Annotated in this window: 22 protein-coding genes; 6 read left to right on the top strand and 16 right to left on the bottom strand. The window is 66.0% G+C overall.

Going from position 1 to position 24,862, the window contains the following annotated elements; genetic code table 11:
- Window positions 1–168 precede the first annotated feature (168 nt).
- A complete protein-coding gene (locus tag U4Z64_RS06665) occupies window positions 169–924 on the top strand; it encodes a glycine zipper 2TM domain-containing protein (RefSeq protein WP_321819511.1) in 756 nt (251 codons plus the stop codon).
- A gap of 126 nt (window positions 925–1,050) precedes the next feature.
- Here U4Z64_RS06665 and iscX read toward each other — a convergent pair whose 3' ends face one another.
- The 12 genes from iscX to U4Z64_RS06605 form a co-directional block, all read right to left on the bottom strand.
- Window positions 1,051–1,260 carry a Fe-S cluster assembly protein IscX gene (gene iscX / locus U4Z64_RS06660; RefSeq protein WP_044848188.1) on the bottom strand — a complete coding sequence of 70 codons (210 nt, stop codon included), beginning with the start codon at window positions 1,258–1,260 and terminating at the stop codon, window positions 1,051–1,053.
- 44 nt (window positions 1,261–1,304) lie between these two features.
- Complete coding sequence (fdx, locus tag U4Z64_RS06655) at window positions 1,305–1,646, bottom strand: ISC system 2Fe-2S type ferredoxin (RefSeq protein ID WP_044848189.1); 342 nt, start codon at window positions 1,644–1,646, stop codon at window positions 1,305–1,307.
- A gap of 88 nt (window positions 1,647–1,734) precedes the next feature.
- Window positions 1,735–3,603, bottom strand: a complete 1,869-nt coding sequence (gene hscA / locus U4Z64_RS06650) for a Fe-S protein assembly chaperone HscA (RefSeq protein WP_044848190.1) — start codon at window positions 3,601–3,603, stop codon at window positions 1,735–1,737.
- 54 nt (window positions 3,604–3,657) lie between these two features.
- The gene (gene hscB, locus U4Z64_RS06645) at window positions 3,658–4,185 is read right to left on the bottom strand and encodes a Fe-S protein assembly co-chaperone HscB (protein WP_044848201.1); all 528 of its coding nucleotides are present in this window, start codon (window positions 4,183–4,185) and stop codon (window positions 3,658–3,660) included.
- A 94-nt stretch (window positions 4,186–4,279) separates the two neighbouring features.
- Window positions 4,280–4,603 carry an iron-sulfur cluster assembly protein IscA gene (gene iscA / locus U4Z64_RS06640; protein ID WP_011885413.1) on the bottom strand — a complete coding sequence of 108 codons (324 nt, stop codon included), beginning with the start codon at window positions 4,601–4,603 and terminating at the stop codon, window positions 4,280–4,282.
- 64 nt (window positions 4,604–4,667) lie between these two features.
- Window positions 4,668–5,075, bottom strand: a complete 408-nt coding sequence (gene iscU, locus U4Z64_RS06635; protein ID WP_009691729.1) for a Fe-S cluster assembly scaffold IscU — start codon at window positions 5,073–5,075, stop codon at window positions 4,668–4,670.
- Window positions 5,076–5,143: 68 nt separating this feature from the next.
- On the bottom strand, window positions 5,144–6,367 hold the full coding sequence (locus U4Z64_RS06630; RefSeq protein ID WP_044848191.1) for an IscS subfamily cysteine desulfurase: 1,224 nt from the start codon (window positions 6,365–6,367) through the stop codon (window positions 5,144–5,146).
- A gap of 63 nt (window positions 6,368–6,430) precedes the next feature.
- On the bottom strand, window positions 6,431–6,970 hold the full coding sequence (iscR, locus tag U4Z64_RS06625; RefSeq protein WP_006760276.1) for a Fe-S cluster assembly transcriptional regulator IscR: 540 nt from the start codon (window positions 6,968–6,970) through the stop codon (window positions 6,431–6,433).
- Between the two features lie 117 nt (window positions 6,971–7,087).
- The gene (locus U4Z64_RS06620; protein WP_044848192.1) at window positions 7,088–7,570 is read right to left on the bottom strand and encodes a low molecular weight protein-tyrosine-phosphatase; all 483 of its coding nucleotides are present in this window, start codon (window positions 7,568–7,570) and stop codon (window positions 7,088–7,090) included.
- 101 nt (window positions 7,571–7,671) lie between these two features.
- Entirely contained in the window at window positions 7,672–7,899 is a 228-nt protein-coding gene (locus U4Z64_RS06615; RefSeq protein WP_257771786.1) for a hypothetical protein, read from the bottom strand.
- 127 nt (window positions 7,900–8,026) lie between these two features.
- On the bottom strand, window positions 8,027–9,439 hold the full coding sequence (locus tag U4Z64_RS06610) for a lactate utilization protein B (protein WP_321819510.1): 1,413 nt from the start codon (window positions 9,437–9,439) through the stop codon (window positions 8,027–8,029).
- 35 nt (window positions 9,440–9,474) lie between these two features.
- Complete coding sequence (locus tag U4Z64_RS06605) at window positions 9,475–10,197, bottom strand: (Fe-S)-binding protein (RefSeq protein WP_044848195.1); 723 nt, start codon at window positions 10,195–10,197, stop codon at window positions 9,475–9,477.
- 182 nt (window positions 10,198–10,379) lie between these two features.
- On the opposite strand from U4Z64_RS06605, the gene U4Z64_RS06600 reads away from it, so the two are divergent.
- Window positions 10,380–11,189 carry an IclR family transcriptional regulator gene (locus tag U4Z64_RS06600; RefSeq protein ID WP_124488314.1) on the top strand — a complete coding sequence of 270 codons (810 nt, stop codon included), beginning with the start codon at window positions 10,380–10,382 and terminating at the stop codon, window positions 11,187–11,189.
- A gap of 100 nt (window positions 11,190–11,289) precedes the next feature.
- On the opposite strand, the gene pbpG is transcribed toward U4Z64_RS06600, so the two are convergent.
- Entirely contained in the window at window positions 11,290–12,438 is a 1,149-nt protein-coding gene (gene pbpG / locus U4Z64_RS06595) for a D-alanyl-D-alanine endopeptidase (RefSeq protein ID WP_321809272.1), read from the bottom strand.
- 655 nt (window positions 12,439–13,093) lie between these two features.
- On the opposite strand from pbpG, the gene U4Z64_RS06590 reads away from it, so the two are divergent.
- Complete coding sequence (locus U4Z64_RS06590; protein ID WP_044848197.1) at window positions 13,094–13,660, top strand: phasin family protein; 567 nt, start codon at window positions 13,094–13,096, stop codon at window positions 13,658–13,660.
- A 216-nt stretch (window positions 13,661–13,876) separates the two neighbouring features.
- Here U4Z64_RS06590 and lpdA read toward each other — a convergent pair whose 3' ends face one another.
- The 3 genes from lpdA to aceE form a co-directional block, all read right to left on the bottom strand.
- Entirely contained in the window at window positions 13,877–15,646 is a 1,770-nt protein-coding gene (gene lpdA / locus U4Z64_RS06585; RefSeq protein WP_321819509.1) for a dihydrolipoyl dehydrogenase, read from the bottom strand.
- Between the two features lie 277 nt (window positions 15,647–15,923).
- Window positions 15,924–17,579: a dihydrolipoyllysine-residue acetyltransferase gene (gene aceF, locus U4Z64_RS06580; protein WP_321819508.1), complete on the bottom strand. Its 1,656-nt coding sequence runs from the start codon at window positions 17,577–17,579 to the stop codon at window positions 15,924–15,926.
- Between the two features lie 70 nt (window positions 17,580–17,649).
- Window positions 17,650–20,346 (bottom strand): pyruvate dehydrogenase (acetyl-transferring), homodimeric type, encoded by a 2,697-nt coding sequence (gene aceE / locus U4Z64_RS06575; RefSeq protein ID WP_044849249.1) that lies wholly within the window; start codon window positions 20,344–20,346, stop codon window positions 17,650–17,652.
- 270 nt (window positions 20,347–20,616) lie between these two features.
- Here aceE and fixL point away from each other — a divergent pair, with 270 nt between their 5' ends.
- The 3 genes from fixL to folD all read left to right on the top strand — a co-directional run bounded on the left by fixL (window position 20,617) and on the right by folD (window position 24,862).
- Window positions 20,617–23,133, top strand: coding sequence for an oxygen sensor histidine kinase FixL (gene fixL / locus U4Z64_RS06570; RefSeq protein WP_124488317.1), 2,517 nt, complete (start codon window positions 20,617–20,619; stop codon window positions 23,131–23,133).
- A complete protein-coding gene (fixJ, locus tag U4Z64_RS06565; RefSeq protein WP_006493245.1) occupies window positions 23,130–23,768 on the top strand; it encodes an oxygen response regulator transcription factor FixJ in 639 nt (212 codons plus the stop codon). Before fixL ends, fixJ begins: the two co-directional genes overlap by 4 nt.
- A gap of 236 nt (window positions 23,769–24,004) precedes the next feature.
- The gene (gene folD, locus U4Z64_RS06560) at window positions 24,005–24,862 is read left to right on the top strand and encodes a bifunctional methylenetetrahydrofolate dehydrogenase/methenyltetrahydrofolate cyclohydrolase FolD (RefSeq protein WP_044849112.1); all 858 of its coding nucleotides are present in this window, start codon (window positions 24,005–24,007) and stop codon (window positions 24,860–24,862) included.

Raw genomic sequence — 24,862 nt, 5'->3', positions numbered from 1 at the left:
TTACACCTTGATACGGTGCGCCGCTCGCTCGTGGACGACACTCCTGTTGCGTCACCACGCATGACCACGGGACCAGAACGAGGCGCCGGAACGCCAAGTCTGCTCGCTCCCGAGCGTGGGATCCGGCCAGCGCCAACGTGCGAAACCGGGTCGACACCGGAGAAGAAAATGGACAACCAGAATCAAACCACGCCGCAAAAGCAACGCCTGCACCCGCTCATCGCGACCGCCGCAGGCGCAGTCATCGTCGCCAGCCTCGCCGCCACTGCCGCGATCACGGGCATCTTCCCGAAGGCCAGCAGCAACAACGCGCAGAACGGCCAGACCCAGGCCGCGCTGATCGCGTCGCAGCCGGTCGTCGATACGGCCGCGGCAGCCAGCGCCGCGCTCGCCGCGCAAGCGCAGCAGCAGGCAGCCGAGCAGGCCGCGCAGAAGGCTGCGGCCGAGAAAGCCGCTGCTGAGAAGGCAGCTGCGGCACAAGCCGAGCCGCGGCCCGCGCCGCGCCCGGCAGCCACGCACCACCGCCATACGCCGGCACCGCAACCGCCGCAATACGCACAACAGCCGTCCGCACCCGCGCAGCCGGCCTATTGCCAGACCTGCGGCACGGTCGTCGCGATTACGCAGACGCGCACGCCGGGCCAGAGCTCGGGGATCGGCGCGGTCGGCGGCGCAGCGGCCGGCGGCCTGCTCGGCAACCAGTTCGGTCACGGCAACGGCCGCACCGCGATGACGATCATCGGCGCGCTCGGCGGCGGTCTCGCCGGCAACCAGGTCGAGAAGCAGATACGCGCGGAAACCGACTACCAGGTGCAGGTCCAGATGGAAAGCGGCGCGACGCGCACGTTCACGTACCACAACCCGCCGCCGTTCGGTCAGGGCCAGCGCGTGCGGATCGAGAACGGCACGCTGGTCGGCTCGTAATGCACGACGAATCGCCGCGCGGCTCTTGCGCCGCGCGGAAATGAAAAAGGCTCGTGACGCGTCACGAGCCTTTTCCTTTTGCGGGAGCGTTGCCGGCGCCACGCGGTGCGGGCGTCGGCGCGAACCTCAGTCTTCGTCGTCGAAGTCCGATTCGTCGATCCAGTGAGCCTGGATCGCTTCGAGGATCTTCTCGCCCGAGTGCGCCGGGTCGTCGGTGAAGCCGTCCAGCTCGATGACCCATTGGCGCAGGTCGACGAAATTGACCCGCTGCGGATCGACGTCCGGATGCTTGTCTGCCAGCGCGATGGCGATTTCGCGCGAATCGGTCCATTTCATGGCCTGCTCTCCCGTATACGTGGCGAGTCCGTCCCGCCGATCCGTCAGTGATTTTCCTTCGCGTGGTTGATCGAGTACTTCGGGATCTCGACCACCAGGTCCGAATCTTCCTTCACGATCGCCTGGCACGACAGGCGCGATGTCGGCTCGAGGCCCCATGCCTTGTCGAGCAGGTCGTCTTCGTCCTCCTCGGACGGCTCGAGATCGTTGAAGCCCTCGCGGATCACCACGTGGCAGGTCGTGCACGCGCACGACTTCTCGCACGCATGCTCGATCTCGATCCCGTGGTCGAGCAGGTTGTCGCAAATACTCTTGCCGGGCGTCGCGTCGATCACTGCGCCGTCCGGGCACAGTTCGACGTGAGGCAGCACCACCAGTTGAGGCATGTCCGTTCCGTCAGTCAGGGTGCGGCGGCTGGCGCCGCACGGTTCAATATCGCGCGGGCCGTCGCCGGCCCGCGTGCAGTTCGTTCGTTCAGATCTCGTCGAGGCGGCGGCCCGACAGTGCGCGCTTGATGCTCTTGTCCATCCGGCGCGCCGCGAATTCGTCGGTGCCGTCGGCCAGCGTCTTGGTCGCGGTCTCGATCGCGTCCGTGTCGTCGCCCTGCGCGATCGTGCGCAGCGCCGCGACGAGCGCGTCGACCTGCGTGCGTTCGGCATCGTCGAGCAATTCGCCGTCGGCCGCCAGCGCCGCCTGCGTCGCCTCGATCATCCGCTCGGCCTCGACCTGCGCTTCGCGCAGCGCGCGTGCCCGCATGTCGATCTCGGCGGTCTTGAAGCTGTCCTCGAGCATCTTCGCGATGTCGTCGTCGGCGAGGCCGTACGACGGCTTCACGACGACCGACGCCTCGACGCCCGAATGCTGCTCGCGCGCGAACACCGACAGCAGCCCGTCCGCATCGACCTGGTAGGTCACGCGGATGCGCGCCGCACCGGCCGTCATCGGCGGGATGCCGCGCAGCTCGAAGCGCGCGAGCGAGCGGCAGTCGGCGACGAGCTCGCGCTCGCCCTGCACGACGTGGATCGCCATCGCGGTCTGGCCGTCCTTGAAGGTCGTGAATTCCTGCGCACGCGCGATCGGAATCGTCGAATTGCGCGGAATGATCTTCTCGACGAGACCGCCCATCGTCTCGACGCCGAGCGACAGCGGAATCACGTCGAGCAGCAGCCAGTCGTCGCCGCTGCCGCGATTGCCGGCGAGCAGGTCGGCCTGGATCGCCGCGCCGAGCGCGACGACCTGGTCCGGATCGAGGTTGACGAGCGGCGGCTGGCCGAAATACTTCGCGACCGCCTCGCGGATCACCGGCATGCGCGTCGCGCCGCCGACCAGCACGACGCCCTTGATGTCGGCCGGGCTCACCTGCGCATCGCGCAGTGCCTTGCGGGTCGGCGTCAGCGTACGCTGCACGAGCGGCTCGACGAGCGCGGCGAACGTGTCGTGCGAGATCGTCTGCACGAGGTGTGCACCGGTCGACAGCGTCACGTCGAGCGACGCCTGCGGCGCGGACGACAGCGCTTCCTTCAGCACGCGCACGCGATCGAGCAGCAGGCGCACGTCCTCGGGCGCGAGCGCCTTCGCGTCGATGCCGGCCTGCGCAAGTACGTGACCGAACAGCGCGTGGTCGAAATCGTCGCCGCCGAGTGCGGAATCGCCGCCCGCGGCCAGCACTTCGAATACGCCCTTCGTCAGCTTCAGGATCGACAGGTCGAACGTGCCGCCGCCGAGGTCGTACACCGCGTAGAGGCCTTCGGCCGCGTTGTCGAGACCGTAGGCGATCGCGGCCGCGGTCGGTTCGTTCAACAGGCGCAGTACGTTGAGGCCCGCGAGGCGCGCGGCGTCCTTCGTCGCCTGGCGCTGCGCGTCGTCGAAGTACGCGGGCACCGTGATCACCGCGCCGACCAGGTCGTCGCCGAGCGTGTCTTCCGCACGGTAACGCAGCGTCGCGAGAATCTCGGCCGACACTTCGACCGGGCTCTTCACGCCGTCGATCGTGCGGATCTGCACCATGCCGGGTGCATCGACGAATTCGTACGGCGCGTTCGCCGCGCCTTCGACCTCGGCCTTGCCGCGGCCCATGAAGCGCTTGACCGACACGATCGTGTTGCGCGGATCGGTCGCGGCCTGCTCCTTCGCTTCGTGACCGATGCGGCGGCCGCCCTTCTCCAGATAACGGACCACCGACGGCAGCAGCGCGCGGCCCGCTTCGTCCGGCAGCACTTCGGGCACGCTGTTGCGCACGGCCGCGACGAGCGAGTTCGTCGTGCCGAGATCGATCCCGACAGCGAGTCGCCGCTGGTGCGGCGCCGGCGCCATGCCCGGTTCGGAAATTTGCAGTAAAGCCATCTTGGTTCGTTCGGGCGCTCGGCCCGTTTGCTGCGCGTGCCGCGAGGCACGCGGTTAAGTTTCGAGGCGCTCGATCTGCGCGCCCACTTCCGACGCGACCCGTTCGATGAACATCAGCTGGCGCACGGCCTCGGCGGCGGCCTGGTCGGCCGCGCTGTCGAGCAGCGTGCCGAGGCGCTCGAGGCGCACGCGCTTTTCGTCGCGCAGCTCGGCGAGCAGCGCATCGAGCGCGTCGACGTTGCGGGCAGCCGCGGCATCCTCGATGCCTTCGCGCCACTCCATCTGCTGCATCAGGAACGCGGGCTCCATCGCGGTGTTGTTTTCGGCACCGATGTCGACGCCGCGCAGCGACAGCAGATAGGTCGCGCGCTTCAGCGGATCGCGCAGCGTGCGGTAGGCTTCGTTCGCACGGGTCGCCCATTGCATCGCGATGCGCTTTTGCGCGTCGCCGGCCGCCGCGAAGCGGTCCGGGTGCACCTGCGTCTGCACCGTGCGATAGGCGCTGTCGAGCGCCGTCTCGTCGAGCGCGAATTGCGCCGGCAGGTGAAACAGATCGAAGTGGCTGTCTTTCAGCGAAACCATCGTCGCGTTCAATTCCGGTTCGTCGCGCGGCAAACGCCGCACATTAAAAAGGCGGCCCGTGCCGCCTCTTGCCCGCATCGCGCGGAAACCCGCGTCACACGCGGAACGATTCGCCGCAGCCGCACTCGTCCTTCACGTTCGGGTTGTTGAACTTGAACCCCTCGTTCAGGCCTTCGCGTGCGAAGTCGAGCTCGGTGCCGTCGATGTACGCGAGGCTCTTCGGGTCGACGACGACCTTCACGCCATGGCTCTCGAACACCTGATCCTCGGGAGCCAGCTCGTCGACATACTCGAGCTTGTACGCGAGCCCCGAGCACCCGGTCGTGCGAACGCCAAGCCGCAGGCCCACACCCTTGCCGCGACGGACGAGGTATTTCTGGACGTGCTGTGCTGCTTTTTCGGTCAGTGTAATTGCCATGATGTCCTTGCCGCGGCGCGCCACCCGGGCCCGCCGCGATCCTTCACAAGCCGCTCGATGCCGCTCAGGCTGCTGCCTGATCGCCTTCCTTGGTGTCGTGGCGCTTCTTGTAGTCGGCCACGGCTGCCTTGATCGCGTCTTCCGCGAGAATCGAGCAGTGAATCTTCACCGGCGGCAGGGCCAGCTCTTCGGCGATCTGCGTGTTCTTGATCGACAGTGCCTCGTCGAGGGTCTTGCCCTTCACCCACTCGGTCACGAGCGAGCTCGACGCGATGGCCGAACCGCAGCCGTACGTCTTGAACTTCGCGTCTTCGATCACGCCGTCCGCGCCGACGCGGATCTGCAGCTTCATCACGTCGCCGCAGGCCGGCGCGCCGACCATGCCCGTGCCGACCGCGTCGTCGTCTTTCGCGAACGAACCGACGTTACGCGGGTTTTCGTAGTGATCCAGAACCTTGTTGCTGTATGACATGACTCAAACTCCTTGACTCGTTACGTCTGCGTGCGCAAATCCGCCCGCGAATGTATTCAATGCGGTGTTCAGTGTGCGGCCCATTCGATCGTCGACAGATCGATGCCTTCCTGGTGCATTTCCCAGAGCGGCGACAGTTCGCGCAGCTTCGCGATCTTGCTGTTCAGCAGGTTGATCACGAAGTCGACGTCCTGCTCCGTCGTGAAGCGGCCGACCGTGAAGCGGATCGAGCTGTGCGCGAGTTCGTCGTTGCGGCCGAGTGCACGCAGCACGTACGACGGCTCCAGCGACGCCGACGTGCAAGCCGAGCCCGACGACACCGCGACGTCCTTGATCGCCATGATCAGCGACTCGCCTTCGACGAAGTTGAAGCTGATGTTCAGGTTGTGCGGGACACGGTGCTCCATGTCGCCGTTCACGTACGTTTCCTCGATCTGCGACAGGCCGCGCAGCAGCTTGTCGCGCAGCATACGGATGCGCTCGTTCTCGGTCGCCATTTCTTCACGCGCGATGCGGAACGCTTCGCCCATGCCGACGATCTGGTGCGTCGCCAGCGTGCCCGAACGCATCCCGCGCTCGTGGCCGCCGCCGTGCATCTGCGCTTCGATGCGCACGCGCGGCTTGCGACGCACGTACAGCGCGCCGATGCCCTTCGGGCCGTAGGTCTTGTGCGCCGAGAACGACATCAGGTCGACCTTCAGCTTCGCGAGGTCGATCTCGACCTTGCCGGTCGACTGTGCGGCGTCCACGTGGAACACGATGCCCTTCTCGCGGCAGATCTCGCCGATCGTCTCGATGTCCTGGATCACGCCGATCTCGTTGTTCACGTGCATCACGGATACGAGGATCGTGTCCGGGCGCAGCGCGGCCTTGAACACGTCGAGGTCGATCAGGCCGTCTTCCTTCACGTCGAGATAGGTGACTTCGAAGCCGTCGCGCTCGAGCTCGCGGCAGGTGTCGAGCACGGCCTTGTGCTCGGTCTTCACCGTGACGATGTGCTTGCCCTTGCCCTTGTAGAAGTTCGCGGCACCCTTGATCGCGAGGTTGTCCGATTCCGTTGCGCCGGACGTCCAGATGATCTCGCGCGGATCCGCATTCACGAGCGCAGCCACCTGTTCGCGCGCTTCCTCGACCGCGCGTTCGGCATCCCAGCCGTACGCGTGGCTGCGCGATGCCGGGTTGCCGAACTGCTCGCGCAGGTACGGCACCATCTTGTCGACCACGCGCGGGTCGACCGGCGTCGTCGCGCTGTAATCCATGTAGATGGGCAGGTGGAGAGTCTCTTGGGTCATCTGTCGCTCCGGGTATTCTGTGCAGGGACTATGTGCGTTATGGGGTGTGCGGCGCGTTCGCGCTCACGAACTCGCGATGTTGAACACCGAATTGGGACCGAGCGGCATCGTGCGCACCGGTTCGGCCGGCGCCGCGGCGGGCTCCGGCGCGCGCCGGTCGCGCAGCACCGCGGGCGCGCCCTCGCGTGCGCGCTGCTGATCGACGAGATCCTGCAGCGATACCGAATCGAGGTATTCGACCATTTTCTGGTTCAGGGTCGACCACAGCTCGTGCGTCATGCAATGGCCGTCGGGCTGCTTCGAGCCGTCGCACGTGCCTTTGCCGCCGCACTGCGTGGCGTCGAGCGGTTCATCGACCGCGATGATGATGTCGGCGACGGTGACGTCCTGCGCGCGACGCGCGAGGTTGTAGCCGCCGCCCGGGCCGCGCACGGATTCGACGATTTCATGCCTGCGCAGCTTGCCGAACAGCTGTTCGAGATACGAGAGCGAAATCCGCTGGCGCTGGCTGATGCCTGCAAGCGTCACCGGGCCCTGCTCCTGGCGCAGTGCCAAGTCAATCATCGCCGTGACGGCGAAACGGCCTTTGGTGGTGAGTCTCATGGTGTCTAGGGGACTGCAATCTTGACGATTTTGGTCAAGTATAAATATTTGACGTTTTTAGTCAAGTATCCATGTCTTCGACAGGGTATTCGCAGACCGCTGAATTCCCCGCCGCGATCAGCGTGCGGCGCCGCTCCGGAGGGTGTCCAGCAGGCCCGCGCACGCGCGCTCGACCTGGTCGAGCACCTGTTCGAAGCCCTGCGCGCCGCCGAAATAAGGATCGGCCACTTCGGTCTCGGCCGCGCCCGGCGCGAATTCCATCAGGAGGCGCACCTTGTCGCGCTGCCCGGGCGGGCAGCGCCGCCGCAATTCCGCCAGATTGGCTTCGTCCATCGCCAGCAGCAGGTCGAACCGCTCGAAATCCGCCGCGCTCACCTGCCGCGCGCGCAGCGCCGACAGGTCGTAGCCGCGGATGCGGGCCGCCGCCTGCGCGCGCGTGTCGGGCGGCTCGCCGACGTGCCAGTCGCCGGTACCGGCCGAATCGACCTCGATCCGGTCGGCCAGCCCGGCCGCGTCCACCTGGTGGCGCATCACGCCTTCTGCGGTGGGCGAACGGCAGATATTGCCGAGACAGACGAAACAGATCGCAACGCGGGTCATCGCACTATCGGAAAGCCGCGGCGAGCCGCGCGGGAGAAGAACGCGCCATTATACAAAGGCGCCCGGAATCGCGCCGCCGCGCGAAGCGACGGCGGCGTGCCTTACAGCGCCTTGGGTGCGGCGAGCACGACGTCGCCGGATGCGGCCGGCAACGGTGTCGCTGCGTCGTCGACCAGCCCGAACGACACCGCGCGCGCGAGTTCGGCCGATGCCTGGTGAACGGCGATCGGTCCACGCGCCGGCGCGTCGGCCATCGCGTGCAGATAAGCGGCCGCCGCAAGCGGGACGACGATTGCCAGCGGCCAGTACATCGATATTGTCTTTTTCATGATGCGGCTCCTTGACCTCATGCCCCGAAACCCGATTCCGGGGACTACAGGCAGGATTCTATAGACCGCACCTATCAAGATAAATACATGAATAGCGAACGCACTGTTGCCACCCGATGAACAGTCGTCAGCCCAGGTGGCTCTGCGAGGCCGCGTACAGTTCGCGGAACGTCCGGCCGGTCGGCGTCGGCATGTCGCGCGTGTCCATCCAGCCACCCATCATCGGCAGGCGCCGCAGCGTGCCGCCGTTGCCGCCCAGCCGCTCGAGGATCCGTACCGCGAGCTTGGTCGTCAGCGCGTAAAGGAGTGGCCGGCGCGCGACGAAGCCCCACGCGGCGAGCGCGGCGCGCTCGCGCCACGGCCGCAGGTGCCGCTCGACCTGTTTCTCGCGCAGCGTGCGCAGCAGGTGCGACAGCGGGATCCCGGCCGGGCACACGCTGTCGCATTCGCCGCATAGCGTCGCGGCCTGCGGCAGGTCGAGCGCACGGTCGATCCCGACGTAGCTCGGCGTCAATACCGACCCCATCGGGCCCGGATAGACCCATCCATACGCGTGCCCGCCGACCTTCTGGTACACCGGGCAATGGTTCATGCACGCGCCGCAGCGGATGCAGCGCAGCATCTCCTGGAATTCGCCGCCGATCAGGCCCGTGCGGCCGCCGTCGACGAGCACCACGTAGTTGTGTTCCGGGCCGTCCTCGTCGCCGGGGCCGCGCGGCCCGGTCAGCACCGAGAAGTAGTTCGAGGTCTTCTGGCCGGTCGCCGAGCGCGGCAGCAGACGCATCGCGGTCGCGAGATCCTCGAGCGTCGGCAGCACCTTCTCGATGCCCGTCACCGCGACATGCACGCGCGGCATCACCGTGCACATCCCTTCGTTGCCTTCGTTCGTGACGAGCGCAACCGACCCCGTCTCGGCGACCACGAAGTTGCCGCCCGTCACGCCCATGTCGGCCGACAGGAAATGCGGGCGCAGCACCTCGCGCGCCTCGCGCGTCATGTCCGGAATCTCGGTCAGCCGCTCGCGGTGGTGCGTGCGCGCGAACAGATCGGCGATCTCGTCCTTGTCCTTGTGCACGACCGGCGCGATGATGTGGCTCGGCGGCTCGTTGTCGTTGATCTGCAGGATGTATTCACCGAGGTCCGTCTCGATCGACTGCACGCCCATCTCGGCAAGCACCGCGTTCAGGCGCATTTCCTCGGACACCATCGACTTCGTCTTGATGACCTTCTTCACGTCGTGGCGCCGCGCGATGTCGGCGACCAGCCGCGCGGCGTCCGCGGTCGTTTCCGCGAACAGCACCGTCGTGCCGCGCCGCGTCGCCTCGCGCTCGAACGCCTCGAGCCACACGTCGAGGTTCTCCAGCGCACGGTTGCGGCGCGCCTTCAGCGCGGCGCGCGTCGCCTGGAAGTCGATCGCGGTCATCGCATCGGCGCGCGCGGACACGAACTTCGTCGACAGCTTCTTCAGGTTCTGCTGCAGGCGCTGGTCGGCCAGCTTCTGGCCGGCGCGCGCCTTGAAATGCATCGATTGAACTTGCATCGCGGTATCGAGGAAAAGTAAGCGGGAACCGGGCGTCAGACGTCGCCCGCCAGCACCTGCGCGACGTGCAGCACGCGGGTGTCGCGATCGCCCGTGCGGCGCAACCGCCCTTCGATGTTCAGCATGCAGCCGAGATCGCCGAGCACGACGGCGCCCGCACCGGACGCGCGCACGTTCGCGCACTTTTCGTCCGCGATGGCCGCCGAAATGTCGCCGTACTTGACCGCGAACGTGCCGCCGAAGCCGCAGCAGTGCTCGCAGTCCTTCATCTCGGTGACGGCCACGCCGCGCTGCGCGAGCAGCGCGCGCGGCTGCGCCTTCACGCCGAGCTCGCGCAGGCCCGAGCATGAGTCGTGATAGGTGACGGGCCCCGTGAATTCGCCGGGGGCGAGCGTCACCTTCGCGACGTTCGCGAGGAAATCGGTCAGTTCGTAGACTTTCTGCTGGAATCGCGCATAGCGCCCCATCAGTTCGGGGTCGTCGCGGAACAGGTCGCCGTAGTGCGCGCGGATCATGCCGCCGCACGAGCCCGACGGCGCGACGACGTAGTCGAACTGCTCGAACTCGCGCAGCGTCTTTTCGGCGAGATCCCGTGCGAGCGCGCGGTCGCCCGAGTTGTAGGCCGGCTGGCCGCAGCAGGTTTGTGCGGGCGGCACGAACACCTCGTAGCCGGCTTCGCGAATCAGTTTCAGCGCGGAAAAGCCGATTTCCGGACGCATCAGGTCGACCAGGCAGGTCACGAACAAACCGACTCGCATACGCGCTCCTTCGAGAAAACGGCTCTCATTATCCGCCGTTTGGCCGGCAAGACCAACGCCGGCACGCGCGCAAGTGCGCGATGCCGGAAACGAGGACTTCCTCGAACGGCGTTCGCTTTTTTCACGATACGAGATACAATCGACGCAACACCGCTTGACGCGTCAACCGATTCTCCCCCGACATGAGCCAACCCACCCCGGATTCCAAAACGTCGATCCAGGTGATCGAACGCATGATGCGGCTGCTGGACGCGCTCGCCGCGCACAGCGACCCCGTCAGCCTGAAAGAGCTTGCGCAGCGCACGGAGCTGCATCCGTCGACCGCACACCGCATCCTCAACGACATGGTGACCTGCCGCCTCGTCGACCGCTCCGATCCCGGCACCTACCGGCTCGGCATGCGGCTGCTCGAGCTCGGCAACCTCGTGAAGGCGCGCCTGTCGGTACGCGACGCTGCGCTGATGCCGATGCGCGAATTGCATCGCCTGACCGGCCAGACCGTGAACCTGTCGGTGCGTCAGGGCGACGAAATCGTCTATATCGAGCGCGCGTATTCCGAGCGCTCGGGGATGCAGGTCGTCCGCGCAATCGGCGGCCGCGCGCCGCTGCATCTGACGTCGGTCGGCAAACTGTTTCTCGCGGTCGACGAAACCTCGCGCGTGCGCGCGTATGCGACGCGCACCGGGCTGTCCGGCCATACGCAGAACAGCATCACCGACATCGCGAAGCTCGAGCGCGAGCTGACACTCGTGCGCCAGCAATCGTGCGCGCGGGACAACGAGGAACTGGAGCTGGGCGTGCGCTGCATCGCGGCCGGCATCTACGACGACTCGGGCAAGCTCGTCGCGGGCCTGTCGCTGTCGGCCCCGGCCGACCGCCTGCAGGACGCGTGGCTCGGCCAGCTGAGCCGCACCGCGCTGACCATCTCGGAATCGCTCGGCTACCGGCCCGCGCCCACGAAGGATGCCGAAGGGCTGCAACGGCACGCGTGAGTCGCGCCGCCCGCCGCATGGCGCCGGATGAAAAAAAGCCCCGCATCGCGGGGCTTTTTCTTTGCGGCGATCGGCACGGCGGCGAACCGCCGTGACACGCTCAAGTGCCGCCATTCGCCGTATTGGCGGCCGTCAGGCGCTCGCCGCCGCCGGCGTCGAGCCAGTTGCGCAGGCGTGCCGCGTCGGCGAAGCGCGAATACTTGCCGAACGAATCCAGCAGCACGATCACCATCGGCCGGCCATGGATCGTCGCCTGCATCACGAGACATTCGCCCGCCTCGTTGATGAAGCCCGTCTTCTGCAGACCGATGTCCCACGAGCCGTTGCCGCGGATCAGCGCGTTCGTGCTGTTGTAGACCAGGTTGCGCTTGCCCGTATTGACGTCGTACGTGCGATCGGTCGAGAACTGCCGGATCATCGGGTACTGGTATGCCGCGTTGACCATCTTCACGAGGTCGCGTGCGCTCGACACATTCGAGCTCGACAGGCCCGTCGAATTCTCGAAGTGGGTGTCGTTCATGCCCAGCGACTTCGCCTTCGCGTTCATCGCGGCGATGAACGCCGGACGGCCGCCCGGGTAGTAGCGCGACAGCGCGGCGGCCGCGCGGTTTTCCGACGCCATCAGCGCGATGTGCAGCATGTCCTCGCGCGACAGCACCGAGCCGACCGACAGGCGCGAACCCGTGCCCTTCTCGTAGTCGCGGTCTTCGTCGGTGACTTCGATCTGGTCGGTCATCGGCGACTTCGAGTCGAGCACGACCATCGCCGTCATCAGCTTCGAGATCGAGGCGATCGGCACGACGGCGAGCGAATTCTTGTCGAACAGCGACTCGCCGGTGTTCTGGTCGACGACGTACGCGACGCTCGAGCGCAGCGCGAGCGCGTCCGGCGTGTCGTGCAGGCCGAATGCCTGGCCGACGGTCGGGCGACGCGGCTGGAACGCGACCTTGCGCACCGCGCCGCGGTGGCCGTGCACGTTCGACGCGAGCGTCGCGCGCTTGCGCGACGCCTTCGGCGCATCGGCCGACGCGACGTTGGCGGATTTCGCGGAGGCGGCCTTCACCGTCTTCTTCGTTGCCGAAGAGGAAGCGGCTTTCTTGGCGGCCTGGTGGGTCTTCGCAGTGGCGGCAAAGGCGTCAGCGGGCGCGACGGACGCGGCGGTCGCCAGCAAGGCGACGGCGACCGACACAGCCGTGCCGAGCGTCATGCTCTGCAACAATCTGCGCGGTGAAAACGATTCGGCTTTCATTGGGGTCTGGACAAAGCGGGCGGGGTTTCCGCAAGTGTAGTTAAAGCTGAAAAAAAGAGCAATATTAGGCACTTACCGATCGTCGTTAAACCGGAATGTAAGGGTCAACCAACGATGACTCGATCAACCCTCGCGCTCCCATCGAAAAAATTCATGGGATGCGCCGCCCGACAGTACCCGTCTCCCGAATTACCACGCGGTTAATTGAGATAACGTCACTTTGGCGACGAATTAAAGCGGGGAAAGTACGTATCCGGCGTTCGGTGTACCAGGCACCGGTCTTGACCGCGGCGGCGGCACGTCGCCACGGCATGCGCATCGCGAAACGGCGCGCTTTTCGACAGGAACAGAAGCATAACGTTCCACATGCCTGTCAGGTTTACCTGTGCATGATCACGGTGCGGCGCGCCTGCCCCGGCCAAGTGCGCACCATGTGGGAACACGTCTGAAACCGATTCCGAACGGGCCGCGATAACCCGTTGTTTTATCGATAATTTGTCGTGATTGTGCAATGCACAAAAAGTGCTTGACAAGACTTTTCTCTGCCCTAAAATATGACTCATTGCTGCGTTGCACAAAGCACGCGGCGCCGAGGTTCCCCATCGTAGTGCCCTTTATCCCTGCGATCGACGTGATCGCTTTTCAGGAGCTTGACATGTCCTTGCTGACCCCCGAGCAAATCGCCGCCGCACAGAAAGCCAACCTCGAAAGCCTGTTCGGTCTGACGACCAAGGCGTTCGAAGGCGTCGAAAAGCTGATCGAACTCAACCTGCAGGTCGTGAAGTCGACGCTGACCGAAAGCCAGGAAAACGCGCAGCGCCTGCTGTCGGTGAAGGACGCACAGGAACTGATCGCGCTGCAGGCGAGCCTGTCGCAGCCGGTCGCGGAAAAGGTGCTGTCGTACAGCCGTCACCTGTATGAAATCGCGTCGTCGACGCAAGCCGAGTTCGCGAAGGTTGCCGAAGCGCAATTCGAAGAGCAGAACAAGAAGGTCCAGGCACTCGTCGACAACGTCGCGAAGAACGCTCCGGCCGGCTCGGAAACGGCTGTCGCCGCACTGAAGTCGGCACTGAACGCTGCGAACACGACGTACGAAACGGTCCAGAAGGCTGCCAAGCAAGCCGTCGAGATCGCCGAAACGAACTTCAACGCGGCTGCCGCTGTCGCGACGAAGGCTGCGAGCGCTGCTGCATCGCGCCGTTCGAGCAAGCCGGCCGCGTAAGCGTCCCCTGCTCCTGACAAAGCCGCGCACTGCGCGGCTTTTTTGTTTCCGGCGACGGAACATCCGGGCATCCGGGCATCCCGGTGGCGCCGGCGCGATGGCGCGGCACGGACCGGGCACTGCCGTCGGCCGCGGGCAAAAGAAAACGCCGCCGTCCGGGTATCCCGGGCGGCGGCGTTTTTCGTGGCCGGCGCGAGGCCGGCCGTGCCGATCGCGTTACTTCTTGCGTTGCGGCGGCAGGTCCGTACAGACGCCTTCGTACAGTTCCGCGGCCATGCCGATCGATTCGCCGAGCGTCGGGTGCGGATGGATCGTCTTGCCGATGTCTTCCGCGTCCGCGCCCATCTCGACTGCGAGACACACTTCGCTGATCAGGTCGCCCGCGTTCAGGCCGACGATCCCGCCGCCGATCACGCGATGGGTTTCCTCGTCGAAGATCAGCTTCGTGAAGCCTTCGTCGCGGCCGTTCGCGATCGCGCGGCCCGATGCGGCCCACGGGAACACGGCCTTGCCGTACTTGATGCCTTCGGCCTTGCACTGGTCTTCCGTCTTGCCGGCCCACGCCACTTCCGGATCGGTGTACGCCACCGACGGGATCTGCAGCGCGTCGAAGTACGCCTTTTCGCCGTGCGCGGCTTCCGCTGCGACGTGGCCTTCATGCACGGCCTTGTGCGCGAGCATCGGCTGGCCGACGATGTCGCCGATCGCGAAGATGTGCGGGACGTTCGTGCGCATCTGCTTGTCGACGTCGATGAAGCCGCGGTCGGTGACGGCCACGCCTGCCTTGTCGGCACCGATCTTCTTGCCGTTCGGGCTGCGGCCCACCGCCACCAGCACGAGGTCGTAGCGCTGCGCTTCCGCCGGCGCCTTCTCGCCCTCGAACTTCACGTAGATGCCGTCTTCCTTCGCTTCCGCGCCGACCGTCTTGGTCTTCAGCATCACGTTGCCGAAGCGCTTCGCGTTGTACTTTTCCCAGACCTTCACGAGATCGCGGTCCGCGCCCATCATCAGGCCGTCCATCATTTCGACGACGTCGATCTCGGCGCCGAGCGTCGCGTACACAGTCGCCATTTCGAGGCCGATGATGCCGCCGCCGATCACGAGCATGCGCTTGGGCAGCTGGCGCAGTTCGAGCGCGCCCGTCGAATCGACGACGCGCGGGTCTTCCGGCATGAACGGCAGCTTCACCGCCTGCGAGCCGGCGGCGATGATTGCCTGCTTGAACTTGACGACCTTCTTGCCGTTTTCGCCCTGCACTTCCATGTGATACGGATCGACGAACGCGCCGACGCCGGTGACCACTTCGACCTTGCGCGCCTTCGCCATGCCGGCGAGGCCCGTCGTCAGCTTCTTGACGACGCCGCCCTTGAAGTCGCGCAGCTTGTCGAGATCGACTTCCGGCTTGCCGAACGAGATGCCGTGCGACGCGAGCGCCGCGGCTTCGTCGATGACGAGCGCCGTGTGCAGCAGCGCCTTCGACGGGATGCAGCCGACGTTCAGGCAGACGCCGCCGAGCGTCGAGTAGCGTTCGACGAGCACCGTCTTCATGCCGAGGTCGGCTGAGCGGAACGCGGCCGAGTAGCCGCCGGGGCCGGCGCCGAGCACGAGCATGTCGCATTCGATGTCGGCGGAGCCGCTGTAGCTGCCGGCTTGCGGAGCGACGGCCGGGGCGGCGGCGGGCGCGGCGGCCGGAGCCGGTGCTGCGGCCTTTGCGGGTTCGGCTGCTTTCGCGGGCGCGGCTGCGCCTGCCGCTGCTTCGACGATGGCGATCACGGTGCCTTGCGAGACTTTCTCGCCGGCCTTGACCTTGACTTCCTTGACCGTGCCGGCGACGTCGCTGGGCACTTCCATGGAGGCTTTGTCCGATTCGAGCGTGATGAGCGTCTGCTCTTTTTCGATCACGTCGCCCGGCTTCACGTTGACTTCGATGACATCGACGCCGCTGAAATCGCCGATATCCGGAACCTTGACTTCGATGAGACTCATTACTGTCCCCTTCTTGATTAGCTGCAGACAGAGGGGGAGGAACTCGCACAAGAACCGACTACGGCCTGACAAAAGAACGCGAACCTGGGCAGGACCACCTTTGCCGTCCGCCCAAGGACGCGCCTTTCTTTTGGTTACTTTTCTTTGGAAGACAAAGAAAAGTGACCGCCGCCCCGCGCAGGGGCGACGCTAATAGACCGTTAGCGAAACAGGTTCAACGACGAGGCATGGATGACCGACACAAAACCCACGCCCCCGCGAGCCACTCCCACGCTCATCAAAGAATGATGCGACGGAAATCGGCCAGCAACGCGCCGAGATACGCATTGAACCGCGCGGCTTCCGCGCCATCGATGACGCGATGGTCATACGACAGCGACAGCGGCAGCGTGAGTCGAGGCACGAACTGCTTGCCGTCCCAAACCGGCTTCATCTGCCCGCGCGACAACCCGAGGATCGCGACTTCCGGCGCGTTGATGATCGGCGTGAAGTTGGTGCCGCCGATCCCGCCGAGCGACGAGATCGAGAAGCAGCCGCCCTGCATCTGGTCCGGCTTCAGCTTGCCGTCGCGCGCGGCCTTCGACAGCTCGGCCATTTCCTTCGCGATGTCGACGAGGCCCTTCTTGTCCGCGTCGCGGATCACCGGCACGACGAGGCCGTTCGGCGTGTCCGCGGCAAAACCGACGTGGTAGTACTGCTTGAACACCAGGTTGTCGCCGTCGAGGCTCGCGTTGAAGGTCGGGAACTTCTTCAGCGCGGCGACGACCGCCTTGATCACGAACGCGAGCATCGTGAACTTCACGCCCGCCTTCTCGTGCTCCTTGTTCAGCTGCACGCGCAGCGCTTCGAGCTCGGTGATGTCCGCTTCGTCGTTGTTCGTGACGTGCGGGATCATCACCCAGTTGCGATGCAGGTTCGCGCCCGAGATCTTCTTGATGCGCGACAGCGGCTTCGCCTCGAACGGGCCGAACTTCGAGAAGTCGACCTTCGGCCACGGCAGCAGGTTCAGCTCGCCGCCGCCTGCCGGCGCGGCTGCCGCGGCCGGTGCCGCGCGCTGGCCCGTCATCACGCCCTTCACGAAGCCGGTGATGTCGTCCTTCGTGATGCGGCCCTTCGGACCGCTACCCTGCACGCGTGCGACCTCCACGCCGAGTTCGCGCGCGAACTTGCGCACGGACGGCGATGCGTGGCTCGCGCGGTACTCGCCCGACGCTGCGGCGGCCGGCGCGGCAGCAGCAGCCGGAGCCGGCGCAGCCTTCGCGGGTGCCGGTGCGGCGGCGGGTGCCGGCGCGGCAGCGGCCGGAGCCGGTGCGCTCGCCTGCGGCGCGGCGGCAGGCGCGCCGCCAGCGGCGTCGAGCAGCACGATCAGCGTGCCTTCGGACACCGAATCGCCCACCTTGACCTTGATTTCCTTCACGACGCCGGCGGCCGGGCTCGGCACGTCCATCGTCGCCTTGTCGGACTCGAGCGTGACGAGCGACTGCTCCTTCTCGACCGTGTCGCCGACCTTCACGCCGATCTCGATCACCGGGACGTCCTTGTAGTCGCCGATGTCGGGCACCTTCACCTCGAGCGTGCCGCCCGACGCTGCCGGCGCGGCAGCCGGCGCGGCTGCAGCCGGTGCCGGTGCGGGCGCTGCCGCCGGAGCCGGGGCTGCTGCTGGCGCGGCCGCACCGTTCACCTGCGCCGCGGCGCCGCCTTCGAGCAGGACGATCAGCGAGCCTTCCGACACGGAATCGCCCACCTTGATCTTCACTTCCTTGACCGTGCCGGCTGCCGGGCTCGGGACGTCCATCGTCGCCTTGTCCGACTCGAGCGTGACGAGCGACTGCTCGGGCTCGACCGTGTCACCCACCTTCACGAGCACCTCGATGACGGGCACGTCCTTGTAATCGCCGATATCCGGCACCTTCACTTCGATCGCTTGACTCATCTTTTTGTGTCTCCATGGCCGCGCGCGCCCCTCCCGGAAGCGGCGCGCGGCATCACACGGCGCGTGTGCGTTAAACGGTCATCGGGTTGGGCTTGGACGGATCGAGGTTGTACTTGGCAATCGCGTCCGCGACCACCTTGCGCTCGATCGTGCCTTCGTCGGCCAGCGCGTTCAGCGCGGCGACGGTGACCCAGTGACGGTCGACTTCGAAGAAGTGACGCAGCTTCTCGCGGGTGTCCGAACGACCGAAGCCGTCCGTGCCCAGCACGACGAAGCGGCGGTCGATCTGGCCGCGGATCTGGTCGACCAGCGCGCGCACGTAGTCGGTCGATGCGATGACCGGACCCTGCGTGTCCTTCAGGCACTTCTGCACGTGCGACAGGCGACGCTCCTCGGTCGGATGGAGCAGGTTCCAGCGCTCGATCTCGTGGCCTTCACGCGCGAGTTCGGTGAAGCTCGGCACGCTCCACAGGTCGGCCGCGACGCCCCAGTCGTTCTTCAGCAGGTCGGCGGCAGCGATCACTTCGTTGAAGATCGTGCCCGCGCCGAGCAGTTGCACGCGCGGCGCCTTCGCGTCCGCGTCGGCCTTCTTGAACGCGTACATGCCCTTGATGATGTCGGCCGCCACGTGCTCGCCCTGCGGAATCGCCGGGTGCTCGTAGTTCTCGTTCATCACCGTGATGTAGTAGTAGACGTCTTCCTGCTCCTGCACCATGCGGCGCAGGCCGTCCTGGACGATCACCGCGAGTTCGTAGCCGAACGTCGGGTCGTAGCTGATGCAGTTCGGCACCGATGCGGCCCACAGGAGCGAGTGACCGTCTTCATGCTGCAGGCCTTCGCCGTTCAGCGTCGTGCGGCCCGCGGTGCCGCCGAGCAGGAAGCCGCGCGAGCGCATGTCGCCCGCCGCCCATGCCAGGTCGCCGATCCGCTGGAAGCCGAACATCGAATAGAAGATGTAGAACGGCACCATGATCTCGCCGTGCGTCGAATACGACGTCGCCGCCGCGATCCAGTCGCACATGCCGCCCGCTTCGTTGATGCCTTCCTGCAGGATCTGGCCGGTTTCCGATTCCTTGTAGAACATCAGCTGGTCGGAATCTTCCGGCACGTACTTCTGGCCTTCCTGGTTCCAGATACCGATCTGGCGGAACAGGCCTTCCATGCCGAACGTACGCGATTCGTCCGGGACGATCGGCACGACGCGCTTGCCGAGCGCCTTGTCCTTCAGCAGGATGTTCAGGATCCGCACGAACGCCATCGTCGTCGAGATCTCGCGGCCTTCGCCCGTGCCCTTCAGCAGCGGCTCGAATGCGTCGAGTGCCGGCACCGGCAGCGACGTCGCCTTCTCGCGGCGATGCGGCAGGTAGCCGCCGAGGTCCATGCGCTTCTGGCGCATGTATTCGAGTTCCTTCGAGCCTTCCTCGAACTTCAGGTACGGCACGTCGGCGATCTGCTCGTCGGTGATCGGCAGGCGGAACTGGTCACGGAACTTCTTCAGTTGCTCGACCGGCAGCTTCTTCTGCTGGTGCGTGATGTTCATCGCCTGGCCCGACTCGCCCATCCCGTAGCCCTTGATGGTCTTCGCGAGGATGACGGTCGGCGCGCCCTTCGTGTTGGTCGCTTCGTGGAACGCCGCGTAGATCTTGTGCGGATCGTGGCCGCCGCGGTTCAGCGCCCAGATGTCGTCGTCCGACCAGTCGGCGACGAGCGCCTTCAGTTCAGGCGTGTTGAAGAAGTGTTCGCGCACGAACGCGCCCGACTCCGACTTGTACGTCTGGTATTCGCCGTCGACGACTTCCATCATGCGGCGCATCAGCGCGCCCGTCTTGTCGCGTGCGAACAGCGCATCCCAGCGGCTGCCCCAGATGACCTTGATCACGTTCCAGCCGGCGCCGCGGAATTCCGATTCCAGTTCCTGGATGATCTTGCCGTTGCCGCGCACCGGGCCGTCGAGACGCTGCAGGTTGCAGTTGATCACGAACACGAGGTTGTCGAGCTTCTCGCGGCTCGCCATGCCGATCGCGCCGAGCGATTCCGGCTCGTCCGTCTCGCCGTCGCCGAGGAACGCCCAGACCTTGCGGCCGGCGGTCTTCGCGATGCCGCGCGATTCCAGGTACTTCATGAAGCGTGCCTGGTAGATCGCCATGATCGGGCCGAGACCCATCGACACCGTCGGGAACTGCCAGAAGTCCGGCATCAGCCACGGGTGCGGGTACGACGAGATGCCCTTGCCGTCGACTTCCTGGCGGAAGTTGTCGAGCTGCTCTTCCGACAGGCGGCCGAGCAGGAACGCGCGCGAGTACACGCCCGGCGACGAGTGGCCCTGCACGAACACGAGATCGCCGCCGTGCTGGTCGGACGCCGCGTGCCAGAAGTGGTTGTAGCCGACGTCATAGAGCGTCGCGGCCGATGCGAACGACGCGATGTGGCCGCCGACGTTCGTGTCCTTGCCGGCGCGCAGCACCATCGCCAGCGCGTTCCAGCGCGTGTACGAACGGATGCGGTGCTCGAGGTCCTGGTCGCCCGGAATCTTCGCCTGGGCTTCGACCGGGATCGTGTTGATGTACGGGGTGTTGGCGGAGAACGGCAGGTGTTCGCCGTGCATGCGGGCGAACTCGATCTGCTTTTCGATCAGGTAATGCGCGCGGCCGGTGCCCACCGAGGAGATCACGCCGTCGAGCGACTCGAGCCATTCAACGGTTTCTTGCGGGTCGTCGTCACGTTCGGCGGCGACATATTTCATCACTTCGTTCGGTACAGCGGACATTCTCGTCTCCTGGGTCCTGGAATGTGAGGATCGCTCTCGTGCAGACGACGCGGCGCGGCCTGCGGGCAAGCTCCGACGGATTGTAATGAGCGTCGCCGGCCCCGCGCAACAGAATTTTCGAATTATGAGATCTTTTCTCGTAATGCGGAATATTGCTGCGCTGCACCCTTGCGGCGGGCCTCTCCGGCACGCGCCGCGGGCATAAATCCGTTTCCGTTCAACATATCCGGTATAGGTTTTCCATGTATTGCGCTGCGCTACAATCCTGCCATGTTGACCGATCGGCTTTTCGCACGCTCGGCGCGACCGTCGGGCCCGCCGGCGGAGTCGCAGCCGTCCCGCTGGCACCACGGACCGTGGTGGTCCAATTCCTATTTGCTGACGCCGCTGCTGTCGATCCTCGTGTTCCTCGTGGTGATGAGCCTCATTCTATGGAGCCTCAATCGCCGCGAACAGCAGCAGCAGGAAGACACCCTGTTCCGTAACGTCGCGTGGGCGCAGCAGCAGATCCGCCTGTCGATGACGGGCGCGCAGGAGCAGCTGCAGGCGCTGTCGCGCGATCTCGCGTCCGGCCGCCTCGACCAGAACGCATTCCAGATGGCCGTCGCCGACGTGATGCAGACGCATCCGGAAATCCTCTATCTGAACTGGTACACCGCGCCCGGCGTGCAGCGCTGGCCGACCGTGCATCCTCCGCTGCTCGGCCAGCGGCTCGCGAAACCCGGCGACGCGCAGATGCAGGACGCCGTGCGCGGCGCGTACGACGAAGCGCGCAGCACGCGCCGCCAGGCCTATTCGCCGCTGATCTACGACGACTTCGGCAACGGCTTCATCACGCTGCAGACGCCCGTGATGCGCGGCGACCGCGAATATCTCGGCTCGCTCGCCGCGGTGTTCTCGGTCGAAGGGATCCTGAAGCACGACATCCCGCAGGAGCTGTCGTCGAAGTACAAGATCTCGATCACCGACTCGAACAACCGCGAGCTGTCGTCCACGTCGACGCGCCCGCGCCTGCCGCGCGACTCCCACTACGACCTGCCGCTCGACCCGCCCGGCCAGGGGCTGACCGTGCGCGTGTACGCGTTCCCGCAGCTCACGAACCTGACCAACAACACGCTCGTGTGGCTCGTGGCCGGCCTGTCGTGCTTCGTGCTGTGGAGCCTCTGGAGCCTGTGGAAGCACACGCGCCAACGCTTCGAGGCACAGCAGGCGCTGTATGCGGAGGCGTTCTTCCGCCGCGCGATGGAGAATTCGGTGCTGATCGGCATGCGCGTGCTCGACATGCACGGCCGCATCACGCACGTGAACCCCGCGTTCTGCCGGATGACGGGCTGGGATGAAACCGACCTCGTCGGCAAGGTCGCACCGTTCCCCTACTGGCCGCGCGACTCGTATCCCGAAATGCAGCGCCAGCTCGACATGACGCTGCGCGGCAAGGCACCGAGCTCGGGCTTCGAGCTGCGCGTGCGGCGCAAGAACGGCACGCTGTTCCATGCGCGCCTCTACGTTTCGCCGCTGATCGACAGCTCGGGCCGCCAGACCGGCTGGATGTCGTCGATGACCGACATCACCGAGCCGAAGCGCGCGCGCGAGGAACTCGCGGCCGCGCACGAGCGCTTCACGACGGTGCTCGAAAGCCTCGACGCCGCGGTATCGGTGCTGGCCGCCGACGAAGCCGAGCTGCTGTTCGCGAACCGCTACTACCGCCACCTGTTCGGGATCCGCCCGGACGGCCACCTCGAGCTGTCGGGCGGCGGCTTCGACCGCGCGCAGGCGTCGTCCGACTCGATCGACATGGTCGATGCGTTCGCGGGCCTGCCGGCCGCCGCGCTGACGAGCAGCACGGCAGACGCGCAGGAGGTGTACGTCGAGAGCATCCAGAAGTGGTTCGAGGTGCGCCGCCAGTACATCCAGTGGGTGGACGGCCACCTCGCGCAGATGCAGATCGCGACCGACATCACGACCCGCAAGAAGGCGCAGGAACTCGCGCACCAGCAGGAAGAGAAGCTGCAGTTCACGAGCCGATTGATGACGATGGGTGAAATGGCGTCGTCGATTGCACACGAATTGAATCAGCCGCTCGCCGCGATCAACAACTATTGCTCGGGCACGCTCGCGCTCGTGAAGAGCGGCCGCGGCACGCCCGAGACGCTGCAGCCCGCACTGGAAAAGACCGCGCAGCAGGCGCTGCGCGCGGGGATGATCGTCAAGCGGATCCGCGAATTCGTGAAGCGCAGCGAGCCGAAGCGCCAGCCGGCGCGGGTCGCGGACATCGTCGCCGACGCAGTCGGGCTCGCCGAAATCGAGGCCAGGAAGCGCAGGATCCGGATCGTCACGGAAATCCTCGCAAGAATGCCTATTATTTATGTCGACCCCGTGCTGATCGAGCAGGTGCTCGTGAACCTGATGAAGAACGCGGCCGAGGCGATGGCCGACGTGAAGCCGGCGTCGGCGGACGGCGTGATCCGCGTCGTCGCCGACATCGATGCGGGTTTCGTCGACATCCGCGTGATCGACCAGGGTCCGGGCGTCGACGAAGCGACCGCCGAACGCCTGTTTGAACCGTTTTACAGCACCAAGTCCGACGGCATGGGCATGGGGCTGAACATCTGCCGTTCGATCATCGAATCGCATCGGGGGCGTCTGTGGGTGGTCAACAATGTCGAACCGGACGGCCGCATTTCCGGCGCGACATTCCACTGCAGCCTGCCCATTGGGGAACCCGCTGATCTCGGCCAAGGGGGGCGCGAGGCATCGGCATCACATACCGTTACGGGAGAACTATGAATAGCCCTGTCACCACCACTCAGGAAACTGTCTTCGTCGTCGACGACGACGAAGCCGTACGGGACTCGCTGCGCTGGCTGCTGGAGGCGAACGGCTATCGCGTGCAATGTTTCTCGAGCGCCGAGCAGTTCCTCGATGCGTACCAGCCGGCGCAGCAGGCCGGCCAGATCGCCTGCCTGATCCTCGACGTGCGGATGTCGGGCATGAGCGGCCTCGAGCTGCAGGAGCGCCTGATCGCCGACAACGCCGCGCTGCCGATCATCTTCGTCACGGGCCACGGCGACGTGCCGATGGCCGTGTCGACGATGAAAAAGGGTGCGATGGACTTTATCGAGAAACCGTTCGACGAGGCCGAGCTGCGCAAGCTCGTCGAGCGGATGCTCGACAAGGCCCGAAGCGAAAGCAAGAGCGTCCAGGAACAGCGCGCCGCGAGCGAGCGCCTGTCGAAGCTGACCGCGCGCGAGCAGCAGGTGCTCGAGCGGATCATCGCCGGCCGCCTGAACAAGCAGATCGCCGACGATCTCGGGATCAGCATCAAGACGGTCGAAGCGCACCGCGCGAACATCATGGAAAAGCTCAACGTCAACACGGTCGCCGATCTGCTGCGCCTCGCGCTGTCGAAGAAGCAGGCCTGAACGTTGCGCGCGGCCGCCGGGCGCCTGCCCGGCCGGCCGCACCGCCGCGCCGCGCGATGCGGCCCACTCGCGCGGCACGGTCCGGCGCCGCCTCCCGGGGCGCCGGCACCGCCGCCATGACGCTTTCCTTGTATTCGCTGTCGGACGACGGCAGGCGACCGGTATAATTGCGTGTTTTGCTGCGGCGTTTCGCGCGCCGCACGCCCGCATTCCAACTTCCCGGCAGGACCACCACCATGACAGCCCTCCTCATCGACGGCAACGCCCTCTCGAAGACCTTGCGCGCGCAGGCCGCCGAACGTGCCGCCGCCCTGACCGCACGCGGCCACCAGCCCGGCCTCGCGGTGATCCTCGTCGGCGCCAACCCGGCGAGCGAAGTCTACGTGCGCAACAAGATCAAGGCGTGCGAGGACAACGGCTTCTTCTCGCAGAAGGATGCGTATCCGGACACGCTGTCGGAAGCCGACCTGCTCGCGCGCATCGATGAACTGAACCGCGACCCGAAGATCCACGGCATCCTGGTCCAGCTGCCGCTGCCCGCGCACATCGACAGCCACAAGGTGATCGAGGCGATCGCGCCGGAGAAGGACGTCGACGGCTTCCACGTCGCGAACGCCGGCGCACTGATGACGGGCAAGCCGCTGTTCCGCCCGTGCACGCCGTACGGCGTGATGAAGATGTTCGAAGCGCACGGCATCCCGCTGCAAGGCGCCAACGCCGTCGTGATCGGCCGCTCGAACATCGTCGGCAAGCCGATGGCGATGCTGCTGCTCGAAGCCGGCGCGACCGTGACGATCTGCCACAGCAAGACGCGCGACCTCGCCGCGCACACGCGCCAGGCGGACGTCGTGGTCGCCGCGGTCGGCAAGCGCAACATCCTGACGGCAGACATGGTCAAGCCCGGTGCGACGGTGATCGACGTCGGCATGAACCGCGACGACGCGGGCAAGCTGTGCGGCGACGTCGACTTCGCCGGCGTGAAGGAAGTCGCCGGCCACATCACGCCGGTGCCGGGCGGCGTCGGCCCGATGACCATCACGATGCTGCTGATCAACACGATCGAAGCCGCCGAGCGCGCCGCCGCGGCCGCCTGA

It is taken from the genome of Burkholderia sp. BCC1996, from assembly GCF_905339955.1.
GTDB lineage: Bacteria > Pseudomonadota > Gammaproteobacteria > Burkholderiales > Burkholderiaceae > Burkholderia.
Note: the sequence above shows the minus strand (reverse complement) of the source record. Positions and strands in the feature narration are given on the sequence as shown.